This window comes from Corynebacterium sp. (assembly GCF_022712195.1).
Classification (GTDB): Bacteria; Actinomycetota; Actinomycetes; order Mycobacteriales; family Mycobacteriaceae; genus Corynebacterium.
Window position 1 is genome coordinate 1 of the sequence record NZ_JALAGY010000041.1, and the last position, 15,769, is coordinate 15,769.

At 67.3% G+C, this 15,769-nt stretch carries 17 protein-coding genes and 1 pseudogene; all 18 read left to right on the top strand.

All coding sequences use genetic code 11. The features are described 5' to 3' along the window. Positions 1-314: pseudogene (locus Q0A34_RS05320) on the top strand (hypothetical protein); the annotation flags it as partial. A gap of 296 nt (positions 315-610) precedes the next feature. Beyond that, on the top strand, positions 611-1,411 hold the full coding sequence (atpB, locus tag Q0A34_RS05325; protein WP_291478973.1) for a F0F1 ATP synthase subunit A: 801 nt from the start codon (positions 611-613) through the stop codon (positions 1,409-1,411). A 92-nt stretch (positions 1,412-1,503) separates the two neighbouring features. Beyond that, positions 1,504-1,746: an ATP synthase F0 subunit C gene (locus Q0A34_RS05330; protein ID WP_291478974.1), complete on the top strand. Its 243-nt coding sequence runs from the start codon at positions 1,504-1,506 to the stop codon at positions 1,744-1,746. A gap of 67 nt (positions 1,747-1,813) precedes the next feature. Further along, positions 1,814-2,371, top strand: a complete 558-nt coding sequence (locus Q0A34_RS05335) for a F0F1 ATP synthase subunit B (protein ID WP_291478975.1) — start codon at positions 1,814-1,816, stop codon at positions 2,369-2,371. A 5-nt stretch (positions 2,372-2,376) separates the two neighbouring features. Beyond that, positions 2,377-3,195, top strand: a complete 819-nt coding sequence (locus Q0A34_RS05340) for a F0F1 ATP synthase subunit delta (RefSeq protein ID WP_291478976.1) — start codon at positions 2,377-2,379, stop codon at positions 3,193-3,195. A 74-nt stretch (positions 3,196-3,269) separates the two neighbouring features. Beyond that, a complete protein-coding gene (atpA, locus tag Q0A34_RS05345) occupies positions 3,270-4,904 on the top strand; it encodes a F0F1 ATP synthase subunit alpha (RefSeq protein WP_291479009.1) in 1,635 nt (544 codons plus the stop codon). A 62-nt stretch (positions 4,905-4,966) separates the two neighbouring features. Continuing rightward, the gene (locus Q0A34_RS05350; RefSeq protein ID WP_291478977.1) at positions 4,967-5,947 is read left to right on the top strand and encodes a F0F1 ATP synthase subunit gamma; all 981 of its coding nucleotides are present in this window, start codon (positions 4,967-4,969) and stop codon (positions 5,945-5,947) included. A gap of 2 nt (positions 5,948-5,949) precedes the next feature. Beyond that, the gene (gene atpD, locus Q0A34_RS05355; protein WP_291478978.1) at positions 5,950-7,398 is read left to right on the top strand and encodes a F0F1 ATP synthase subunit beta; all 1,449 of its coding nucleotides are present in this window, start codon (positions 5,950-5,952) and stop codon (positions 7,396-7,398) included. A gap of 12 nt (positions 7,399-7,410) precedes the next feature. Beyond that, positions 7,411-7,785, top strand: a complete 375-nt coding sequence (locus tag Q0A34_RS05360) for a F0F1 ATP synthase subunit epsilon (protein WP_291478979.1) — start codon at positions 7,411-7,413, stop codon at positions 7,783-7,785. A 193-nt stretch (positions 7,786-7,978) separates the two neighbouring features. After that, entirely contained in the window at positions 7,979-8,434 is a 456-nt protein-coding gene (locus Q0A34_RS05365) for a DUF2550 domain-containing protein (RefSeq protein WP_291478980.1), read from the top strand. A gap of 69 nt (positions 8,435-8,503) precedes the next feature. Continuing rightward, complete coding sequence (nucS, locus tag Q0A34_RS05370) at positions 8,504-9,205, top strand: endonuclease NucS (RefSeq protein ID WP_291478981.1); 702 nt, start codon at positions 8,504-8,506, stop codon at positions 9,203-9,205. 17 nt (positions 9,206-9,222) lie between these two features. Next, the gene (locus tag Q0A34_RS05375; RefSeq protein ID WP_291478982.1) at positions 9,223-9,534 is read left to right on the top strand and encodes a hypothetical protein; all 312 of its coding nucleotides are present in this window, start codon (positions 9,223-9,225) and stop codon (positions 9,532-9,534) included. A gap of 11 nt (positions 9,535-9,545) precedes the next feature. After that, the gene (locus tag Q0A34_RS05380; RefSeq protein WP_291478983.1) at positions 9,546-10,526 is read left to right on the top strand and encodes a tetratricopeptide repeat protein; all 981 of its coding nucleotides are present in this window, start codon (positions 9,546-9,548) and stop codon (positions 10,524-10,526) included. A 47-nt stretch (positions 10,527-10,573) separates the two neighbouring features. Then, positions 10,574-11,440 (top strand): ABC transporter ATP-binding protein, encoded by an 867-nt coding sequence (locus Q0A34_RS05385; protein ID WP_291478984.1) that lies wholly within the window; start codon positions 10,574-10,576, stop codon positions 11,438-11,440. Between the two features lie 163 nt (positions 11,441-11,603). Next, positions 11,604-12,458, top strand: coding sequence for an NUDIX hydrolase (locus Q0A34_RS05390; protein ID WP_291479010.1), 855 nt, complete (start codon positions 11,604-11,606; stop codon positions 12,456-12,458). Continuing rightward, complete coding sequence (locus Q0A34_RS05395) at positions 12,455-13,681, top strand: class I SAM-dependent methyltransferase (protein WP_291478985.1); 1,227 nt, start codon at positions 12,455-12,457, stop codon at positions 13,679-13,681. Before Q0A34_RS05390 ends, Q0A34_RS05395 begins: the two co-directional genes overlap by 4 nt. A gap of 162 nt (positions 13,682-13,843) precedes the next feature. After that, positions 13,844-14,632 carry an electron transfer flavoprotein subunit beta/FixA family protein gene (locus Q0A34_RS05400; protein ID WP_291478986.1) on the top strand — a complete coding sequence of 263 codons (789 nt, stop codon included), beginning with the start codon at positions 13,844-13,846 and terminating at the stop codon, positions 14,630-14,632. Positions 14,633-14,680: 48 nt separating this feature from the next. Beyond that, the gene (locus Q0A34_RS05405; protein WP_291478987.1) at positions 14,681-15,634 is read left to right on the top strand and encodes an electron transfer flavoprotein subunit alpha/FixB family protein; all 954 of its coding nucleotides are present in this window, start codon (positions 14,681-14,683) and stop codon (positions 15,632-15,634) included. The last annotated feature ends 135 nt before the right edge of the window (positions 15,635-15,769 follow it).

Below are 15,769 nucleotides of genomic sequence, written 5' to 3' on the forward strand. Positions count from 1 at the left end.
CCCGGGGGGGCCCCGGCCGCGGCCCCGCGGGCGGGGGGGGGGTGCTCCCCGGCGCCGCCCTCGGGGGCGGCTTCGTGCTGGCCACGGTCGCGGTGGTGCTGCTGACCTCGAACACCTCGCCCCAGACCACCATGGTGGTCACCCTGGGGTCGTGGCTGATCAAGATCGTGGTCGTCCTCGGTGTCCTCCTGGTGCTGCGTGAGATGGACTTCTTCGACCACACGGCGATGGGGGTCACGGTGATCGCGGCACTGGTGGTGGCGTTGGGGGCGGAGACCGTAGGCATCATCCGGACCAACGTGACGAACGTGTGACCCGGGGGTGAGTCCGCGCACCCGGGCGGTGCCGCGCGTCCGCTTCGGGGGGCCGGGGGGAGTTGGTTCGCGTACCTGCACGGACGGCTGGTATGCTCTCCTGCGGGTAATCAGGTAGGCGGGCCCGTGTAGACACGCGTGCCCGCGAGCAAGCCTGGTATATCACCCCCGGTACCGTGCGGATGTGCGACGGAGTCCACGGTTCCGGGAACTCCTGACATCCTCCATCGCACCGCCTGACCACAATCACGCGGCCCAAACCACGGGAGAGAACGCTGAGCGTTACAACCTTGGCCATGAAGGGCGAATTCCACGCGCCTTCTATGGAGCATGAATTCTTCCCGGGGGAAGTGGATCCCAGCCAGCTCTGGTTCAGTGATTTCGCGAACGGCATCTTCGCAGTAGACCGCCTGATGGTCATCCGTCTTCTGATGATCGTCATCCTGGCGGCTTTTTTTCTGTATGCCTTCCGTAATCCGAAGCTGATCCCGAGGGGTGCGCAGAACGTTGCAGAGTACGCGGTCGACTTCGTCCGCGTGCACATCGCCGAAGAGATCCTGGGGAAGAAGGAGGGCCGGCGGTTCCTGCCGATCATCGCCACCATCTTCTTCGTGGTCCTCATCGGTAACCTGCCTGCGATCATTCCGGCGTTGAACGTCTCCGCCAATGCGAGGGTCGGCATGCCGATCGTCCTGGCGGCGGTGGCCTACGTCGCCATGATCTACGCGGGTGCCAAGCGTTACGGCTTCGGCAAGTTCGTGAAGTCCTCCGTGGTCATCCCGAACCTGCCCCCGGCGCTGCACCTGCTGGTCGTCCCGATCGAGTTCTTCTCGACCTTCGTCCTGAGGCCGGTCACCCTGACCATCCGTCTCATGGCGAACATGCTGGCCGGCCACATTGTTCTCGTGCTGCTGTTCGGCGCCACGAACTTCTTCTTCTGGCAGCTCAACGGCTGGACGCTGTTGGCTGGAGGAACGCTCGTCGCCGCGCTTGCCTTCACTCTGTTCGAGATGCTGATCATCTTCCTGCAGGCCTACATCTTCAGCCTGCTGACGGCGGTCTACATCGAACAGTCGCTGCACGCGGACGAGCACTGACCCCCGACATCCACACATAAAATTCTCGCCCCGTCCACCAGGCCCGCAACCGCGGAACAGGGTGGGGCACCACGAAAGGGAATGGAATCCTAATGAACGACCTGCTGCTCCTCGCCCAGGACACCACCACCAACTTCGAGGGTCTCGGCACCATCGGCTACGGCCTCGCCGCCATCGGCCCCGGTGTCGGTATCGGTATCCTGGTCGGCAAGACCGCAGAGGCCATGGCTCGCCAGCCCGAGATGGCCGGCCAGCTGCGCACCACGATGTTCCTGGGTATCGCCTTCACCGAGGCTCTCGCCCTCATCGGCCTGGTCGCCGGCTTCCTGTTCTAGTGTGCGGCGCCCCGTCACCGGGGCACTGTGACAAGACCTTCACACTCAAGAGCGAAAGCTGGAGACTATGACGAACTACCTCATTCTGGCGGCCGAAGAGCTGCCGTTGGAGCAGGAGATCAATCCGCTGCTCCCCAAGTCGTATGACATCGTCTGGTCCCTCGTTAGCTTCATCATCATCTTCGTGATCTTCTGGAAGTTCGTGCTTCCCAAGGTCAAGCAGGTCATGGCTGACCGCACCGACCAGATCGAGGGTGGCATCGCACGTGCCGAGCAGGCACAGGACGAGGCGAAGGCCGCGCTGGAGAAGTACAACGCGCAGCTCGCCGAGGCCCGTACCGAAGCCTCCCAGATTCGCGACGACGCCCGCTCGCAGGGTCAGAAGATCATCGCTGACATGAAGACCCAGGCGACCGACGAGTCCAACCGCATCATCGAGGCCGGTAACAAGCAGCTGCTCGCGCAGCGCGAGGCCGTCGTCTCCGACCTGCGCAAGGAGATGGGGGAGAACTCCATCAACCTCGCCGAACGACTGCTGGGCGACCAGCTGTCGGACGACGTCAAGCGTTCCGGCACGATCGACTCCTTCCTCGCTGATCTCGACAGCGTCGGATCGGGGAAGTGAGGCCCGTGCACGCAGCGAGCAGAACAACCCTGGACCAGCTGACTGAGTCGCTGGACGGTGCACTGTCCGGTGCCACCGACACCGCCGCGGCCGGCGCAACCACCGGTTCCGAGCTGTTCGAGGTCGCAGACCTCCTGGACAGTGACCGGTCCCTGCGCACGGCTCTGGTGGACCAGACTGTTCCGGCCGACCGTCGCGCCGCACTGGCCGACGGGCTGCTGGCGGACAAGGTCTCCGACACGACCCGCGAGACTGTCTCGCAGGTCGTCAAGGGCACCTGGTCCAACACCCGGGACCTGCGCCACGGGCTGGTCGAGCTGGGCCGCCGTGCCCTGCTGCGTGCAGCCCATGAGCAGGGTCAGCGCGAGAAGGTCGCCACCGAGCTCTTCGATCTCGCCCGTCTCCTCGAAAGGGAGCCGGAGCTGGAGATGCTCCTGGCGGACCGCCTCGCGTCCGGAGAGAAGCGTCGGGAACTGCTGGCCAAGGTCCTCTACGGACACGTCAGCGCGATCACCGAGGCGCTTGCGCTCCAGGTGGTCGGCCGTCCCGTCAGCCGTCCGGTCGAGGACCTTGACGCACTGTGCGACTTCGCTGCCGGCCTGGACGGACGTCGGGTTGCCCGCGTCCGTTCTGCGGCGACGCTGTCGGAGGCACAGGAGCAGGCACTGGGCCAGAAGTTGGAGAAGATCTACGGTTCCGCGATGTCCGTCCATTCCGAGGTTGACACCAGCCTCCTCGGTGGAGCGGTCATCCGGGTCGGCGACGAAGTGATCGACGGGAGCACAGCCGGAAAGCTGGAGCGTCTGCGTCGGGCCCTCGTCTAGTCGTCCCGGATAGAACCTCGATCGACAAGATAATTCACGTAATGCTGGAAGACGATACCGAGAGCAGGAAGAACATGGCGGAGCTTACGATCTCCTCCGATGAGATCCGTAGCGCGATTGCGAACTACACCTCAAGCACTTCCGCGGAGGCCTCCCGTGAGGAGGTCGGCGTGGTTACGATGGCAGCGGACGGCATTGCCCAGGTTTCTGGCATGCCCTCCGTGATGACCAACGAGCTGCTTGAGTTCCCCGGCGGCGTCATCGGAGTCGCACAGAACCTCGAGACCGATTCGATCGGCGTCGTGGTCCTGGGTAACTACGAGTCGCTGAAGGAAGGCGACGAAGTCAAGCGGACCGGCGATGTCCTGTCCGTCCCGGTCGGCGAGAACTTCCTCGGCCGGGTCATCAACCCCCTGGGTCAGCCCATCGACGGCCGCGGGGACATCGAGTCCACCGAGACCCGCGCCCTGGAGCTGCAGGCACCGTCGGTGCTGCAGCGTCAGCCGGTGCACGAGCCGATGCAGACCGGCATCAAGGCCATTGACGCCATGACCCCGATCGGCCGTGGTCAGCGTCAGCTGATCATCGGCGACCGCAAGACGGGCAAGACCTCCGTCTGCATCGACACCATCCTGAACCAGCGCGAGAACTGGGAGTCCGGGGATCCGACGAAGCAGGTGCGTTGCATCTACGTCGCGATCGGCCAGAAGGGCTCCACCATCGCCGCGCTGCGCCAGACCCTGGAGGAGCAGGGTGCCCTGGACTACACCACGATCGTGGCGGCCCCGGCATCCGACTCCGCCGGTTTCAAGTGGCTCGCACCGTTCGCCGGCGCGGCCCTGGGTCAGCAGTGGATGTACGAGGGCAAGCACGTCCTCATCATCTTCGACGACCTGACCAAGCAGGCCGAGGCCTACCGTGCCATCTCCCTGCTGCTGCGTCGTCCCCCGGGACGCGAAGCCTACCCGGGCGACGTCTTCTACCTGCACTCCCGTCTGCTGGAGCGTGCGGCGAAGCTGTCCGACGAGATGGGCGCGGGTTCGATGACCGCACTGCCGATCATCGAGACCAAGGCCAACGACGTGGGTGCCTTCATCCCGACCAACGTCATCTCCATCACCGACGGCCAGGTCTTCCTGGAGTCCGACCTGTTCAACCAGGGCGTCCGTCCGGCCATCAACGTCGGTGTCTCCGTGTCCCGTGTGGGTGGCGACGCCCAGACCAAGGGCATGAAGAAGGTCGCCGGTAACCTGCGTCTGGACCTCGCCGCCTACCGTGACCTGGAGGCCTTCGCGGCCTTCGCGTCCGACCTGGACGAGTTCTCCAAGGCACAGCTGGAGCGTGGTGAGCGTCTCGTCGAGCTGCTCAAGCAGCGCGAGACCGAGCCGCAGGCGGTGGAGGACCAGATGGTCTCCATCTTCCTGGCCGGCGAGGGCGAGTTCGACACGGTTCCCGTGGAGGACGTCCGTCGCTTCGAGGCTGAGCTGTGGGAGTACCTGCACGCCAACAACGCCGACGTCTACGAGCAGATCAAGGGCGGCTCCCCGCTGTCCGACGACTCGAAGAAGACCCTGGTCTCGGCCACCGGTGAGTTCAAGCGCAGCTTCCAGACCACCGACGGCACCCCGGTCATCAACGAGCCGGAGGCCAAGGCACTGGCCGACGAAGATCTCGATCAGTCCCAGATCACCGTCTCCCGCAAGAAGTAGGCGCGGGTAACTGAGACGATGACTGCACAGACCGAGTACACAGAAGAAGGGAGGTAGCAGCGATGGCAACACTTCGCGAACTGAGGGGGCGGATCAAGTCCGTCAACTCGACGAAGAAGATCACGAAGGCCCAGGAGCTCATCGCGACCTCCAAGATCACCAAGGCGCAGGCTCGCGTGGACGCGTCCCAGCCCTACGCCGACGAGATCACTCGGGTCATCCAGCGTCTCGCATCGGCGTCCTCACTGGACCACCCGATGCTGGACGTCGAGGCGGAAGCCAAGCGTGCGGCTATCCTCGTCATCACGAGTGACCGTGGCATGTGCGGTGGCTACAACCACAACGTGCTGAAGAAGACCGCCGAGCTGCGCAAGCGGCTCGAGGGCGAGGGCAAGGACGTCGTCCTGTACGTCGCCGGCTCCAAGGGAGTCACCTTCTACAGCTTCCGTGGGGAAGAGGTCGCCGGATCGTGGACAGGGTTCTCCCAGGACCCCGACTACACCGCGACGCACCAGCTCCGCCGCCACCTCATCGACGGCTTCACCGCCGGTGACGAGGGCACCGCGCAGTGGCGCGAGGGCCTGAACACCCCGGAGAACACCGAGGTGCCCGGTTTCGGCGAACTGCACGTCGTGTACACGAAGTTCGAGTCGATGCTGACGCAGACGCCGCGTGCCATCCGCATGCTGCCGATCGCCACCCAGGTCGACGACGAGCCCCTGCACGTCGGCGAGGACATGCTGTCCGACGGCACCGACCAGGTGTCGGCCGAGGTCGAGTTCGAGCCGGACCCGGATGCTCTCCTGAAGGCACTGCTGCCGCAGTACGTCTCGCGGAGCATCTTCGCCCTGATGCTGGAGGCCGCCGCCAGCGAGTCCGCTGCCCGCCGTACCGCAATGTCCGCTGCGACGGACAACGCCACCGCGCTGGTCAACGACCTCTCCCGCGTCGCCAACCAGCTGCGTCAGGCAAAGATCACCCAGGAAATCTCAGAGATCGTCGGTGGCGTCAACGCGCTCGCCGACAGCGGAGAAAGTGACTAACTATGACTACAGCTACTGAGGTGCAGCGCGACAGCGCCGCATCGACTGCTGCCGGTCGCGTGGTCCGAGTCATCGGACCGGTCGTCGACGTGGAGTTCCCGCGCGGCGCGCTGCCGGCACTGTACAACGCACTTGAGGTGGAGGTGACTCTGGAAGCGGTGGCCAAGACCATCGTCCTGGAGGTCGCCCAGCACCTCGGTGACAACATCGTCCGTGGTGTCTCCATGGCCCCGACCGACGGACTCGTCCGTGGCGCCGAGGTCACCGACACCGGCCGTCCGATCTCCGTGCCGGTCGGCGACGTCGTCAAGGGCCACGTGTTCAACGCCCTCGGTGACTGCCTCGACGAGCCGGGCCTCGGCCGCGACGGCGAGCAGTGGGGAATCCACCGCGACGCCCCGAACTTCGACCAGCTCGAGGGCAAGACCGAGCTCCTGGAGACCGGCATCAAGGTCATCGACCTGCTGACCCCGTACGTCAAGGGCGGCAAGATCGGCCTCTTCGGCGGCGCCGGTGTGGGCAAGACCGTGCTCATCCAGGAGATGATCACCCGTATCGCCCGTGAGTTCTCCGGTACCTCCGTGTTCGCCGGCGTCGGCGAGCGCACCCGTGAGGGCACCGACCTCCGTCTGGAGATGGAGGAGATGGGTGGGCTCCAGGACACCGCCCGCGTCTTCGGCCAGATGGACGAGCCCCCGGGAGTCCGTATGCGCGTGGCGCTGTCCGGCCTGACCATGGCGGAGTACTTCCGCGATGTTCAGAACCAGGACGTGCTGCTGTTCATCGACAACATCTTCCGTTTCACCCAGGCCGGTTCCGAGGTCTCCACGCTGCTGGGCCGTATGCCCTCCGCCGTGGGTTACCAGCCGACCCTGGCGGACGAGATGGGTGTGCTCCAGGAGCGGATCACCTCGACCAAGGGCCGTTCAATCACGTCTCTGCAGGCCGTCTACGTGCCCGCCGACGACTACACCGACCCGGCTCCGGCGACGACCTTCGCCCACCTGGACGCGACGACCGAGCTCAACCGTGCCATCGCCTCGAAGGGTATCTACCCTGCGGTGGACCCGCTGACCTCGACCTCGCGCATCCTGGAGCCCGGTATCGTCGGCGACCGCCACTACGCGGTCGCCCAGCGTGTGATCGGTATTCTGCAGAAGAACAAGGAACTGCAGGACATCATCGCCATCCTGGGTATGGACGAGCTGTCCGAAGAGGATAAGATCACCGTCCAGCGTGCACGTCGTATCGAGCGGTTCCTGGGCCAGAACTTCTTCGTCGCGCAGAAGTTCACGGACATCCCCGGTTCCTTCGTGCCTCTCGAGGACACGATCGACGCCTTCGAGCGCATCTGCGACGGCGAGTTCGACGCCTACCCGGAGCAGTGCTTCGACGGTCTGGGTGGACTCGACGACGTCGAGGCCGCCTACAAGAAGCTCACCGAGAAGTAAGGGGTCACGCACATGGCTGAGATTGCCGCTGAACTGGTGGCCGTGGAGCGGATGCTGTGGTCGGGCAAGGCCACCTCCGTCACCGCACAGACCACCGAGGGCGAGATCGGCGTGCTGCCCGGCCACGAGCCGCTGCTCGGCCAGTTGGTCGAGAACGGTGTCGTGGTCATCCGGACCACCGAGGGCGAGACTCTCGTCGCCGCGGTACAGGGAGGCTTCCTGTCCGTGTCCACGGAGAAGATCACCATCCTGGCCGATTCCGCGCTGTGGGCCCACGAGGTCGACGCCGCCGACGCCGAGGCGCGCGTGCGCGACGCCTCGACGGAGGAGGAGCGGGAGCTGGCAGAGTCCGAACTTCGCGCCGTGAAGCGTCTGCAGGAGAGCTGACAGCCGCTGCACCAGTCGCCGGGCCGGTCTCCTCGTCACGAGGGGGCCGGCCCGGTGTTCGTCATGGTGACGGCCCCGACGCCCTTTTGGTGCAGCTCCGGGACGGCGGTAACATCGTCTGAAAGTTCGGAGGCGCGACGCCACCGGCGGGTGACTGCCGTCGGTGGTCGACGACCGAGAAGGGGCGTACCTGGTGCTGTTGAACATTCTGGTCACCGTCGTGGTGATCGTGCTCGCCTGTGGAGCGTTAATCGCCGGAGCGCGATTCCTCACCCTTCGCAGCAGGGGGATCCCCGTGGTGGTCAGAAGCCTTCCCAGCCCGGACGGCAGGCACTGGCGCCACGGGGTTCTTGTGTACGGGAGCGGTATCGCCAGGGTCTACAAGCTGCGGTCGATCCGCCCGGAGTCGGACCTCCAGCTGAGCCGCCACCGCACCGAGATCACCGACCGGCGTCCGATCACCCGGCGGGAGTCGGCGTTCCTGGAGTCGGAACTGCACGTGATGACGCTGCTGGACGGGTCCAGGACGTGGGAGGTCGCGCTCGACGACGCCGGGGACACCGCCCTGGTCTCCTGGCTGGAGTCTGCTCCGTCTGAACGTATGGTGCGTTCGGACATGCGTGCACTGCGCAAGCGCGGTATCCGGTAGTGCGGTGGCCCGGTGGGCCTGCGGGGTGGGCGCACGGCCGGCGGTTCGGGATGCGGTAGCCTGTTCCCCATGCGTTTGGTCATTTGCCGCTGTTCTGTCGACTACGAGGGGCGCCTGGCGGCCCACCTGCCCGAAGCTGACCGCCTGATCATGGTCAAGGCCGACGGCTCGGTGAGCATCCACGCCGATGACCGTGCCTACAAACCGCTCAACTGGATGACACCGCCCTGCACCCTCTCCGTCGTCGGTTCCGACGACGTCCCGCAGGACATGGCGGACCAGGGTGTCACGTCGCTGTGGACGGTGGAGAACCCGAAGAAGGAGCGTCTCACCATCCGTCTCTGGGAGGTGTACTCCGACACGTCCCACGACCTGGGGGAGGATCCCGGCCTGGTGAAGGACGGTGTGGAGTCTCACCTCCAGGAACTGCTGGCCGAGCAGATCGACATCCTCGGGGACGGGTACACGCTGGTCCGCCGGGAGTACCCCACGGCCATCGGGCCGATCGACATTCTCTCGCGTGACGCCGAGGGAAGGACCGTGGCGGTGGAGATCAAACGCCGCGGCGGCATCGACGGGGTGGAGCAGTTGTCCAGGTACGTCGACCTCCTGAACCGTGATGAACTGCTCGCCCCGGTCCAGGGAGTGTTCGCCGCCCAGGAGATCAAGCCTCAGGCCAGGACGCTCGCGGAAGACCGGGGCTTCCGCTGCGTGACGCTGGACTACCAGGCGATGCGTGGTGCGGAGTCCGATGAGCTCCGCCTGTTCTGAGGGGACGGCCGCGCGCCATGCCGAGACGTAACCGGAGACAGCCGCGGCAGGACACGGGTATGCGTCGGGACGGGGCGTCCTACCTGGGTACGCGCCGAGAGGACGCCCCGTCCTGGGCGGGCGGGACGTCCGGGTGGGCGGAGAGCTACCTGGTCAGGAGAATCGGCGCACAGGCCGCGGTGAAGTACTACGTGTGCCCGGGGTGCAACCAGAACATCCCGCCCGGTGTGGCACATGTCGTCGCCTGGCCGGACTCCCACCGCGGTGGCGACGACCGGCGGCACTGGCACTCCGGGTGCTGGGAGCGGCGACGGACCGGTCGGCGCTAAGATTGGGCGCCATGACGACACCGAATCATCCGGGACATCATCAGCAGGGCGGCCCCGCTGCGCCGAACCGTTTCGCGGCAGGTGCCGTGGATCTCGGCGCGGTGAAGGAGGCTGCGGACCAACGCCAGCGGGCGGCGGAACGCTCCAGGGCGGAGGCCGAGAGCGGGGTGCGGGTCGCACGTAGCGCGACGGTCACCCCGGAGAGCTTCGAACAGGATCTTGTCGTCCGTTCCACCCAGGTACCGGTCATCCTCCTGCTCGGAAGTCAGCGTGCCGAGGGGTGCGCGGACATGGCCGCGGAGTTCTCGCGGCTCGCCGAGGCGCAGGACTCCTCCGGGCAGCCGGTGCAGTGGGTTTTCCGTGAGGTGGACGTGGACGCCACTCCCGAGATCGCCCAGGCGCTGCAGGTCCAGGCCGTCCCGACGGTTCTGGCGCTGGCGGGGGGTCGGCCGCTGACGAACTTCGAGGGCGTCCAGCCCCCGGAGCAGATCGCGCAGTTCGTGGACGCCGTGGTCCGTGCCGTGGACGGACGGCTTCCGGGGCTGCCCGGGGAGGACGGGGCTGACGGGGCTGACGGGGACGGGGCCGCCGAGGGTGAAGGTGCGGACGGTGCCGGGAGCGGCGACCCCCGGTTCGACGAGGCGGCGGCGTTGCTGGACGCCGAGGACTACCCCGGTGCGGTGGCCGTCTACGACCGGATCATCGCCGACAGCGCGGCGGACGCGGAGACCGTCGCCGAGGCCCGTGCGGCCCGGGTGACGGCCGTGCTGCTCGAACGTTCGGCGACGGGCGAGTCCGACGAGATCGACGACCTGCTGCTGGCGGGGGCCCGTGAGGAGGCGTTCGACACCCTCATCGAGCGGATGCGGACGAGTGCCGGGGACGACCGGGACGCCGCCCGGGAGAGGCTCCTGGAGATCTTCTCCATGTACGACGCGGCGGATCCGGCCGTCATCGCGGCCCGGACCCGTATGGCCTCCGCCCTGTTCTGAGTGGCCGGGGACCCCTGTTCCGCCGTCGCGGACGCGGATAGGGCACGATGGGAAGGGTGAACGACACCATCATCTCGACACCCGCCACCGCCGACGCCCTGGACGAGGACCTCGTCCTGGATCTCCGTGACGTGACCATGGTCCGGGACGGACGGCATGTCCTGCACCCGGTGACCTGGCAGGTCGAGGTGGATGAGCGGTGGATCCTCATCGGGCCGAACGGCGCGGGGAAGACGTCGCTGCTGACGATCGCCGGTGCACGCCAGTACCCGTCGTCCGGTACGGCGAGGATCGTGGGGGAGACCCTGGGCAGGACCGACGTCCGGGAGCTGCGTACCGCGGTGGGAATGTCGTCGGCGGCGGTCGCGCACCAGGTACCGGGGGAGGAGCGGGTCATCGACCTGGTGATCTCCGCCGGCTACGACGTGATGGGCCGCTGGCGTGAGCAGTACGACCGCGGCGACGAACTCCGCGCCATGGAGATCCTGGAGCAGATGGGCGCGGTCCACCTCGGTGACCAGCGGTGGGCGACGTTGAGTGAGGGGGAGCGTAAGCGGGTGCTCATCGCCCGGGCGTTGATGACCGACCCGGAGCTGCTGTTGCTCGATGAACCGGGGGCGGGTCTGGACCTGGGTGGCCGGGAGGACCTGGTCATGATGCTCGGCGAGCTCGCCGCGGATCCGGATGCGCCGGCGACGGTGATGGTGACCCACCACGTCGAGGAGATCCCGCCGGGGTTTACCCACGGGATGATCCTGGACGAGGGGAAGGTGGTGGCGCAGGGGCTGCTGGAGGACGTGATGACCTCGGAGAACCTGACCAGGGCGTACCACCAGCCGATCTCCCTGACCGTCGACGGCGGACGCTACTTCGCACGGCGGACGAGGAACGGCGGCAGTCACCGGGCGCGGTAGACGGGGGAGACCGGGGCGACGGCGCGAGGAGACGGGGACGGCTATGGTGGAGGGCATGGTGGACGGCAGTGTGAACAGCAGGGACGGCGACGAACGCGACGGGGCCGCTGCTGTGGAGGGGAACGGCGGTGTGGCGGTGCCTGCCCGTCATGCCTCGACTCTGATGCTGCTGCGTGACACCCTCAGCGGCCCTGAGGTGTATGTCCAGGAGCGTGCGAGCACGATGCGTTTCTGTGCCGAGATGACGGTGTTCCCGGGCGGGGGAGTGGACGCCAGGGATCTCCCGGGTGACGTGGACGGGGACGGCCACGACTCCCCGGAGATCGGCTGGCAGGGTCCGTCGACGCAGTGGTGGGCCGAACGGCTGGGGACCACCCCTGACCTGGCCCGCGCCCTGGTGTGCGCGGCCGTGCGCGAGACCTTCGAGGAGACCGGGACGCTGTTGGCGGGGTACGCCGGTTCGTCGTCGGGAAACGGCAGTGGCCCGGTCCGGGACACGACCCCGTACCTGCCGTTCCGCCGGGAGCTCGAGCAGCACCGGCTGGCGTTCTCCGACTTCCTGAGCATGCACGACCTGGTGCTGCGCGGTGACCTGCTGCGCCCGTGGGCGAACTGGGTCACCCCCGAGTCGCAGCCGATCCGGTACGACACCGCGTTCTTCGTCGCGGCGATGCCGGAGGGGCAGGAGGCCTACGGCGACACCCGTGAGGCGTCGTCGACCGGCTGGTTCCGGCCGGCGACGTTGCTGGACGGCTGGCGTAACAGGAAGATCAACCTGATGCCGCCGACGTGGGCGCAGCTCAAGATGCTGGACACCTTCCGCAGTGTCGGTGAGGTCCTCGACTTCGCCGAGACTCTCCGGGTCGACCCGGTGCGCAGTGAGCCGGTCGACGAGCCCTACATGGCCGAGTACTACCTCCTGGAGACCCGGATGTACGGCTATCCGGAGCGGGTCTTCGCCCCGGGGATGAAGTTCGCCGTCGATCCGGAGGACCTGCCTCCGTCCCCGTTCGCGTGACGTACACGGTCGAGGAGGTCCACTGGCTCACGGAGAACCCCGGTGCCGTGGCGGAGGCGGAGCAGCTGGAGCTGACGGCGTCGAGCAGGTTGCGGGACACCGCGGTGCTGCGGGAGCGGTACGGGGAGCGGGCCCGGGCACTCGGTGAGCTGGTGACGGCGCGTCGTGCCGCGGTCCGTGGCGGCAAGGTGCCGGCTGACTGGCTGGTGTGCGGCGAGTCCGCCCAGCAGGCGACACCGGCCGTGGTGGCCGCTGAGCGGGCGGCCTTCCTCGCGGACGTCCTGGGCGCGGGGACGGCGGGGGACGGTCCCGTCGTCGCCGACGTGACCTGCTCGGTGGGCACGGAGCTCCTCCATCTCTCCCGCCGGTTCGGCACCGTCCTGGGTGGTGACCTGGACCCGGCGAGACTGGCGATGGCCCGGCACAACATGGTGGTCTCCGGGGTCCCGTCCCGGCGGGTCGGCCTGGTGCGTGCGGACGCGGTGGTCCCCGCCTTCGCCGCGGGGAGGGTGGACGTGGTGGTCGCCGATCCGGCCCGGCGGACCTCCCGTGGTCGTATCCGTGACCCCCGGGACCTGCTGCCGCCGTTGCCGGACCTGGTGGCGGCGCATGCGGGGTCTGCCTTGGCGGTGAAGTGCGCCCCGGGGATCGACTACAGTGACTGGGCCGGTCAGGTGGACGTGGTCAGTGTCGACGGCGGCGTGAAGGAGGCCTGCCTGTACTCCCCGGACCTGGCCCGGCACGACCGGCGGGCGGTGGTGCTCCGTGACGGTGCACGTTACGTGCTGACCTCCGACGACCCGGAGTCCGAGGAGGTCGGGGAGCTGGGCCGGTACATCCTCGACCCGGACGGTGCGGTGGTCCGTGCCGGTCTGGTGCGTCAGTACGCCGCGGCGTTGGGGTGGTGGCGTCTCGACCCGCACATCGCCTACCTCAGCGGTGACTCCCTGGACGCGGTCGTGGCAGGACGGTCGGCGCCCGGGCAGCGCATCTTCGAGGTGCTCGACCGGGTGCCGCTGAAGAAGCTGAGGCCGGCCCTGACGGCGCTGGGGTGCGGACGGCTGGAGGTCCTGGTCCGTGGTGTGGACGTCGACCCCGACGTGCTGCGCCGCAGGATGAAGCTGACGAAGGGGCGGGGCGGCCGTGAGCTGACCGTCGTCGTGACCAGGATCGGTGACACGGCGGTGGCGGTCATCGCCGGGGAACTACACCTGCGGGGGTAGTGATAAATAAATGATTTTCCGCACACCGGCCGGCATCATCGCAGGTAATGACGTTTCCGTGGTGACGTGGCCCGGGCGAAGATCCCCATGTGGGGTACATCACGGTGAATCGCAGGTAGACTTCTGAGCGAAGAAAAGCACCCCAAGCAGGAAGGCCTATGAATGTCGAACATCGTGGTTCTGGTCAAGCAGGTGCCGGACACCTATTCCGAGCGCAAGCTGACCGATGACGACTTCACCCTCGATCGTGAGAGCGCCGACGCGGTCCTCGACGAGATCAACGAGAATGCCGTAGAAGCTGCACTCCAGCTCAAGGAAGCTGGTGGCGACCGCAACGTCGTCGTGCTTTCCGTCGGTCCGGCCAGTGCCAAGGACGCACTGCGCAAGGCACTGTCCCTCGGTGCCGACGAGGCCATCCTCGTCACGGACGACGCCCTCGCCGGTTCCGACGCGCTCGGTACCGCCTGGACCCTGTCCAACGCACTCAACCTCGTCGACGACATCGAGCTGATCATCGCCGGTAACGCGTCGACCGACGGTGTCGCCGGTGCGGTCCCCGGTCTGCTCAGCGAGTACCGCCAGATCCCTGCGCTGACGCACCTGCGTACCCTGGAGGTCACCGGTGACAAGGTCTCCGGCGAGCGCGTCACCGAGGACGGCGTCTACACGGTCGAGGCACCGAAGCCGGCCATCGTCTCCGTCACGGAGAAGGCCAACACCCCGCGCTTCGCCGTCTTCAAGGGCATCATGGCCGCCAAGAAGAAGAAGATCCGGGAAGTCAGCCTCGCCGACATCGGCGTCGCCCCGGAGAACGTCGGTCTGGCTGCGGCGTCCACCTCGGTGACCAACGCGGCGCCGAAGCCGGAGAAGACCGCTGGCGAGATCATCACCGACGAGGGCGACGGCGGCAACAAGCTGGTCGAGTACCTCGTGTCGAAGAAGCTCGTCTAGTTCACCCCGATTCCCCAGAACGAATCTGTCGAAAGGACATTCACAACCATGACCAACGTCCTGGTACTTGTCGAGCACACGCAGGGTGAACTGAAGAACTCCACCCTCGAGCTCATCACCGCAGCCCGCGCCTTCGGCACCGTCGGTGCCGTGGTCGTCGGTGCCCCCGGCACCGCCGAGAAGCTGCAGCCCGGTCTGGCCGCCGGTGGCGCCGAGACCATCTACGCCGCCGAGTCGGAAGACGCCGAGAAGTACGTCGTCACCCCCTCGGTCGACGCCGTCTCCGGTCTCGCCGCCCAGCTCCAGGTCCCGGTGGTCATCGCCGCCGGTGCCGCCGGCAACGAGATCGCCGGCCGCGTCGGCGCCCGTGTGGCGTCCGGCGTGCTCTACGACCAGATCGAGATCCGCGGCGACCGCACCTCCACCGGTTCCATCTTCGGCGGCGACTTCACCGTCGAGTCCACCGCCGGTGGCGCTTCGCCGGTGTTCACCCTGCGCGCCGGTGCCGTCGATCCGGAGCCGCAGGCCGCCTCCGGTACCGTCCAGCCCGTCGAGCTGCCCGCCGCCGGCCCGACCGCGGTGACCGTCACCTCCTTCTCCCCGGCGGAGAAGGCTGACCGTCCCGAGCTCACCGAGGCCAAGATCGTGGTCTCCGGTGGCCGTGGTGTCGCCGGCCCCGAGGGCTTCCGCGATGTCGTCGAGCCCCTGGCGGACGTCCTCGGTGCCGCCGTCGGTGCCTCCCGTGCCGCAGTGGACGCCGACTACTACCCGGGCAAGTTCCAGGTGGGGCAGACCGGCAAGACCGTCTCGCCGAACCTGTACATCGCCCTGGGCATCTCCGGTGCCATCCAGCACAAGGCCGGCATGCAGACCTCGAAGACCATCGTCGCGGTCAACAAGGACGACGAGGCCGGAATCTTCGAGATCGCCGACTTCGGTGTCGTCGGTGACCTCTTCAAGGTCGCCCCGCAGGCCACCGAGGCACTCAAGGCCCGCGGCTAGGAGCAGGGCCTGCAGCACGGTCCCCGCGGGCACCTGGCGGTGTCTGCGCCGGTGCCGCCGCGTAGAATCGTCGGTGACCCGGTGAGGTGAACCGTGCACACGGCACGATGAGGACCCGCACTCACCGAGTGCGGG

Excerpts from the sequence above, each read along its gene's own strand:
- Q0A34_RS05380 (WP_291478983.1), top strand. The coding sequence starts at position 9,546 with ATGACGACACCGAATCATCCGGGACATCATCAGCAGGGCGGCCCCGCT.
- Q0A34_RS05350 (WP_291478977.1), top strand. The coding sequence starts at position 4,967 with ATGGCAACACTTCGCGAACTGAGGGGGCGGATCAAGTCCGTCAACTCG.
- Q0A34_RS05330 (WP_291478974.1), top strand. The coding sequence starts at position 1,504 with ATGAACGACCTGCTGCTCCTCGCCCAGGACACCACCACCAACTTCGAG.
- Q0A34_RS05375 (WP_291478982.1), top strand. The coding sequence starts at position 9,223 with ATGCCGAGACGTAACCGGAGACAGCCGCGGCAGGACACGGGTATGCGT.
- atpD (WP_291478978.1), top strand. The coding sequence starts at position 5,950 with ATGACTACAGCTACTGAGGTGCAGCGCGACAGCGCCGCATCGACTGCT.
- Q0A34_RS05405 (WP_291478987.1), top strand. The coding sequence starts at position 14,681 with ATGACCAACGTCCTGGTACTTGTCGAGCACACGCAGGGTGAACTGAAG.
- Q0A34_RS05390 (WP_291479010.1), top strand. The coding sequence starts at position 11,604 with ATGCTGCTGCGTGACACCCTCAGCGGCCCTGAGGTGTATGTCCAGGAG.
- atpA (WP_291479009.1), top strand. The coding sequence starts at position 3,270 with ATGGCGGAGCTTACGATCTCCTCCGATGAGATCCGTAGCGCGATTGCG.
- Q0A34_RS05400 (WP_291478986.1), top strand. The coding sequence starts at position 13,844 with ATGTCGAACATCGTGGTTCTGGTCAAGCAGGTGCCGGACACCTATTCC.
- Q0A34_RS05360 (WP_291478979.1), top strand. The coding sequence starts at position 7,411 with ATGGCTGAGATTGCCGCTGAACTGGTGGCCGTGGAGCGGATGCTGTGG.
- Q0A34_RS05385 (WP_291478984.1), top strand. The coding sequence starts at position 10,574 with ATGGGAAGGGTGAACGACACCATCATCTCGACACCCGCCACCGCCGAC.
- Q0A34_RS05335 (WP_291478975.1), top strand. The coding sequence starts at position 1,814 with ATGACGAACTACCTCATTCTGGCGGCCGAAGAGCTGCCGTTGGAGCAG.
- atpB (WP_291478973.1), top strand. The coding sequence starts at position 611 with ATGAAGGGCGAATTCCACGCGCCTTCTATGGAGCATGAATTCTTCCCG.
- nucS (WP_291478981.1), top strand. The coding sequence starts at position 8,504 with ATGCGTTTGGTCATTTGCCGCTGTTCTGTCGACTACGAGGGGCGCCTG.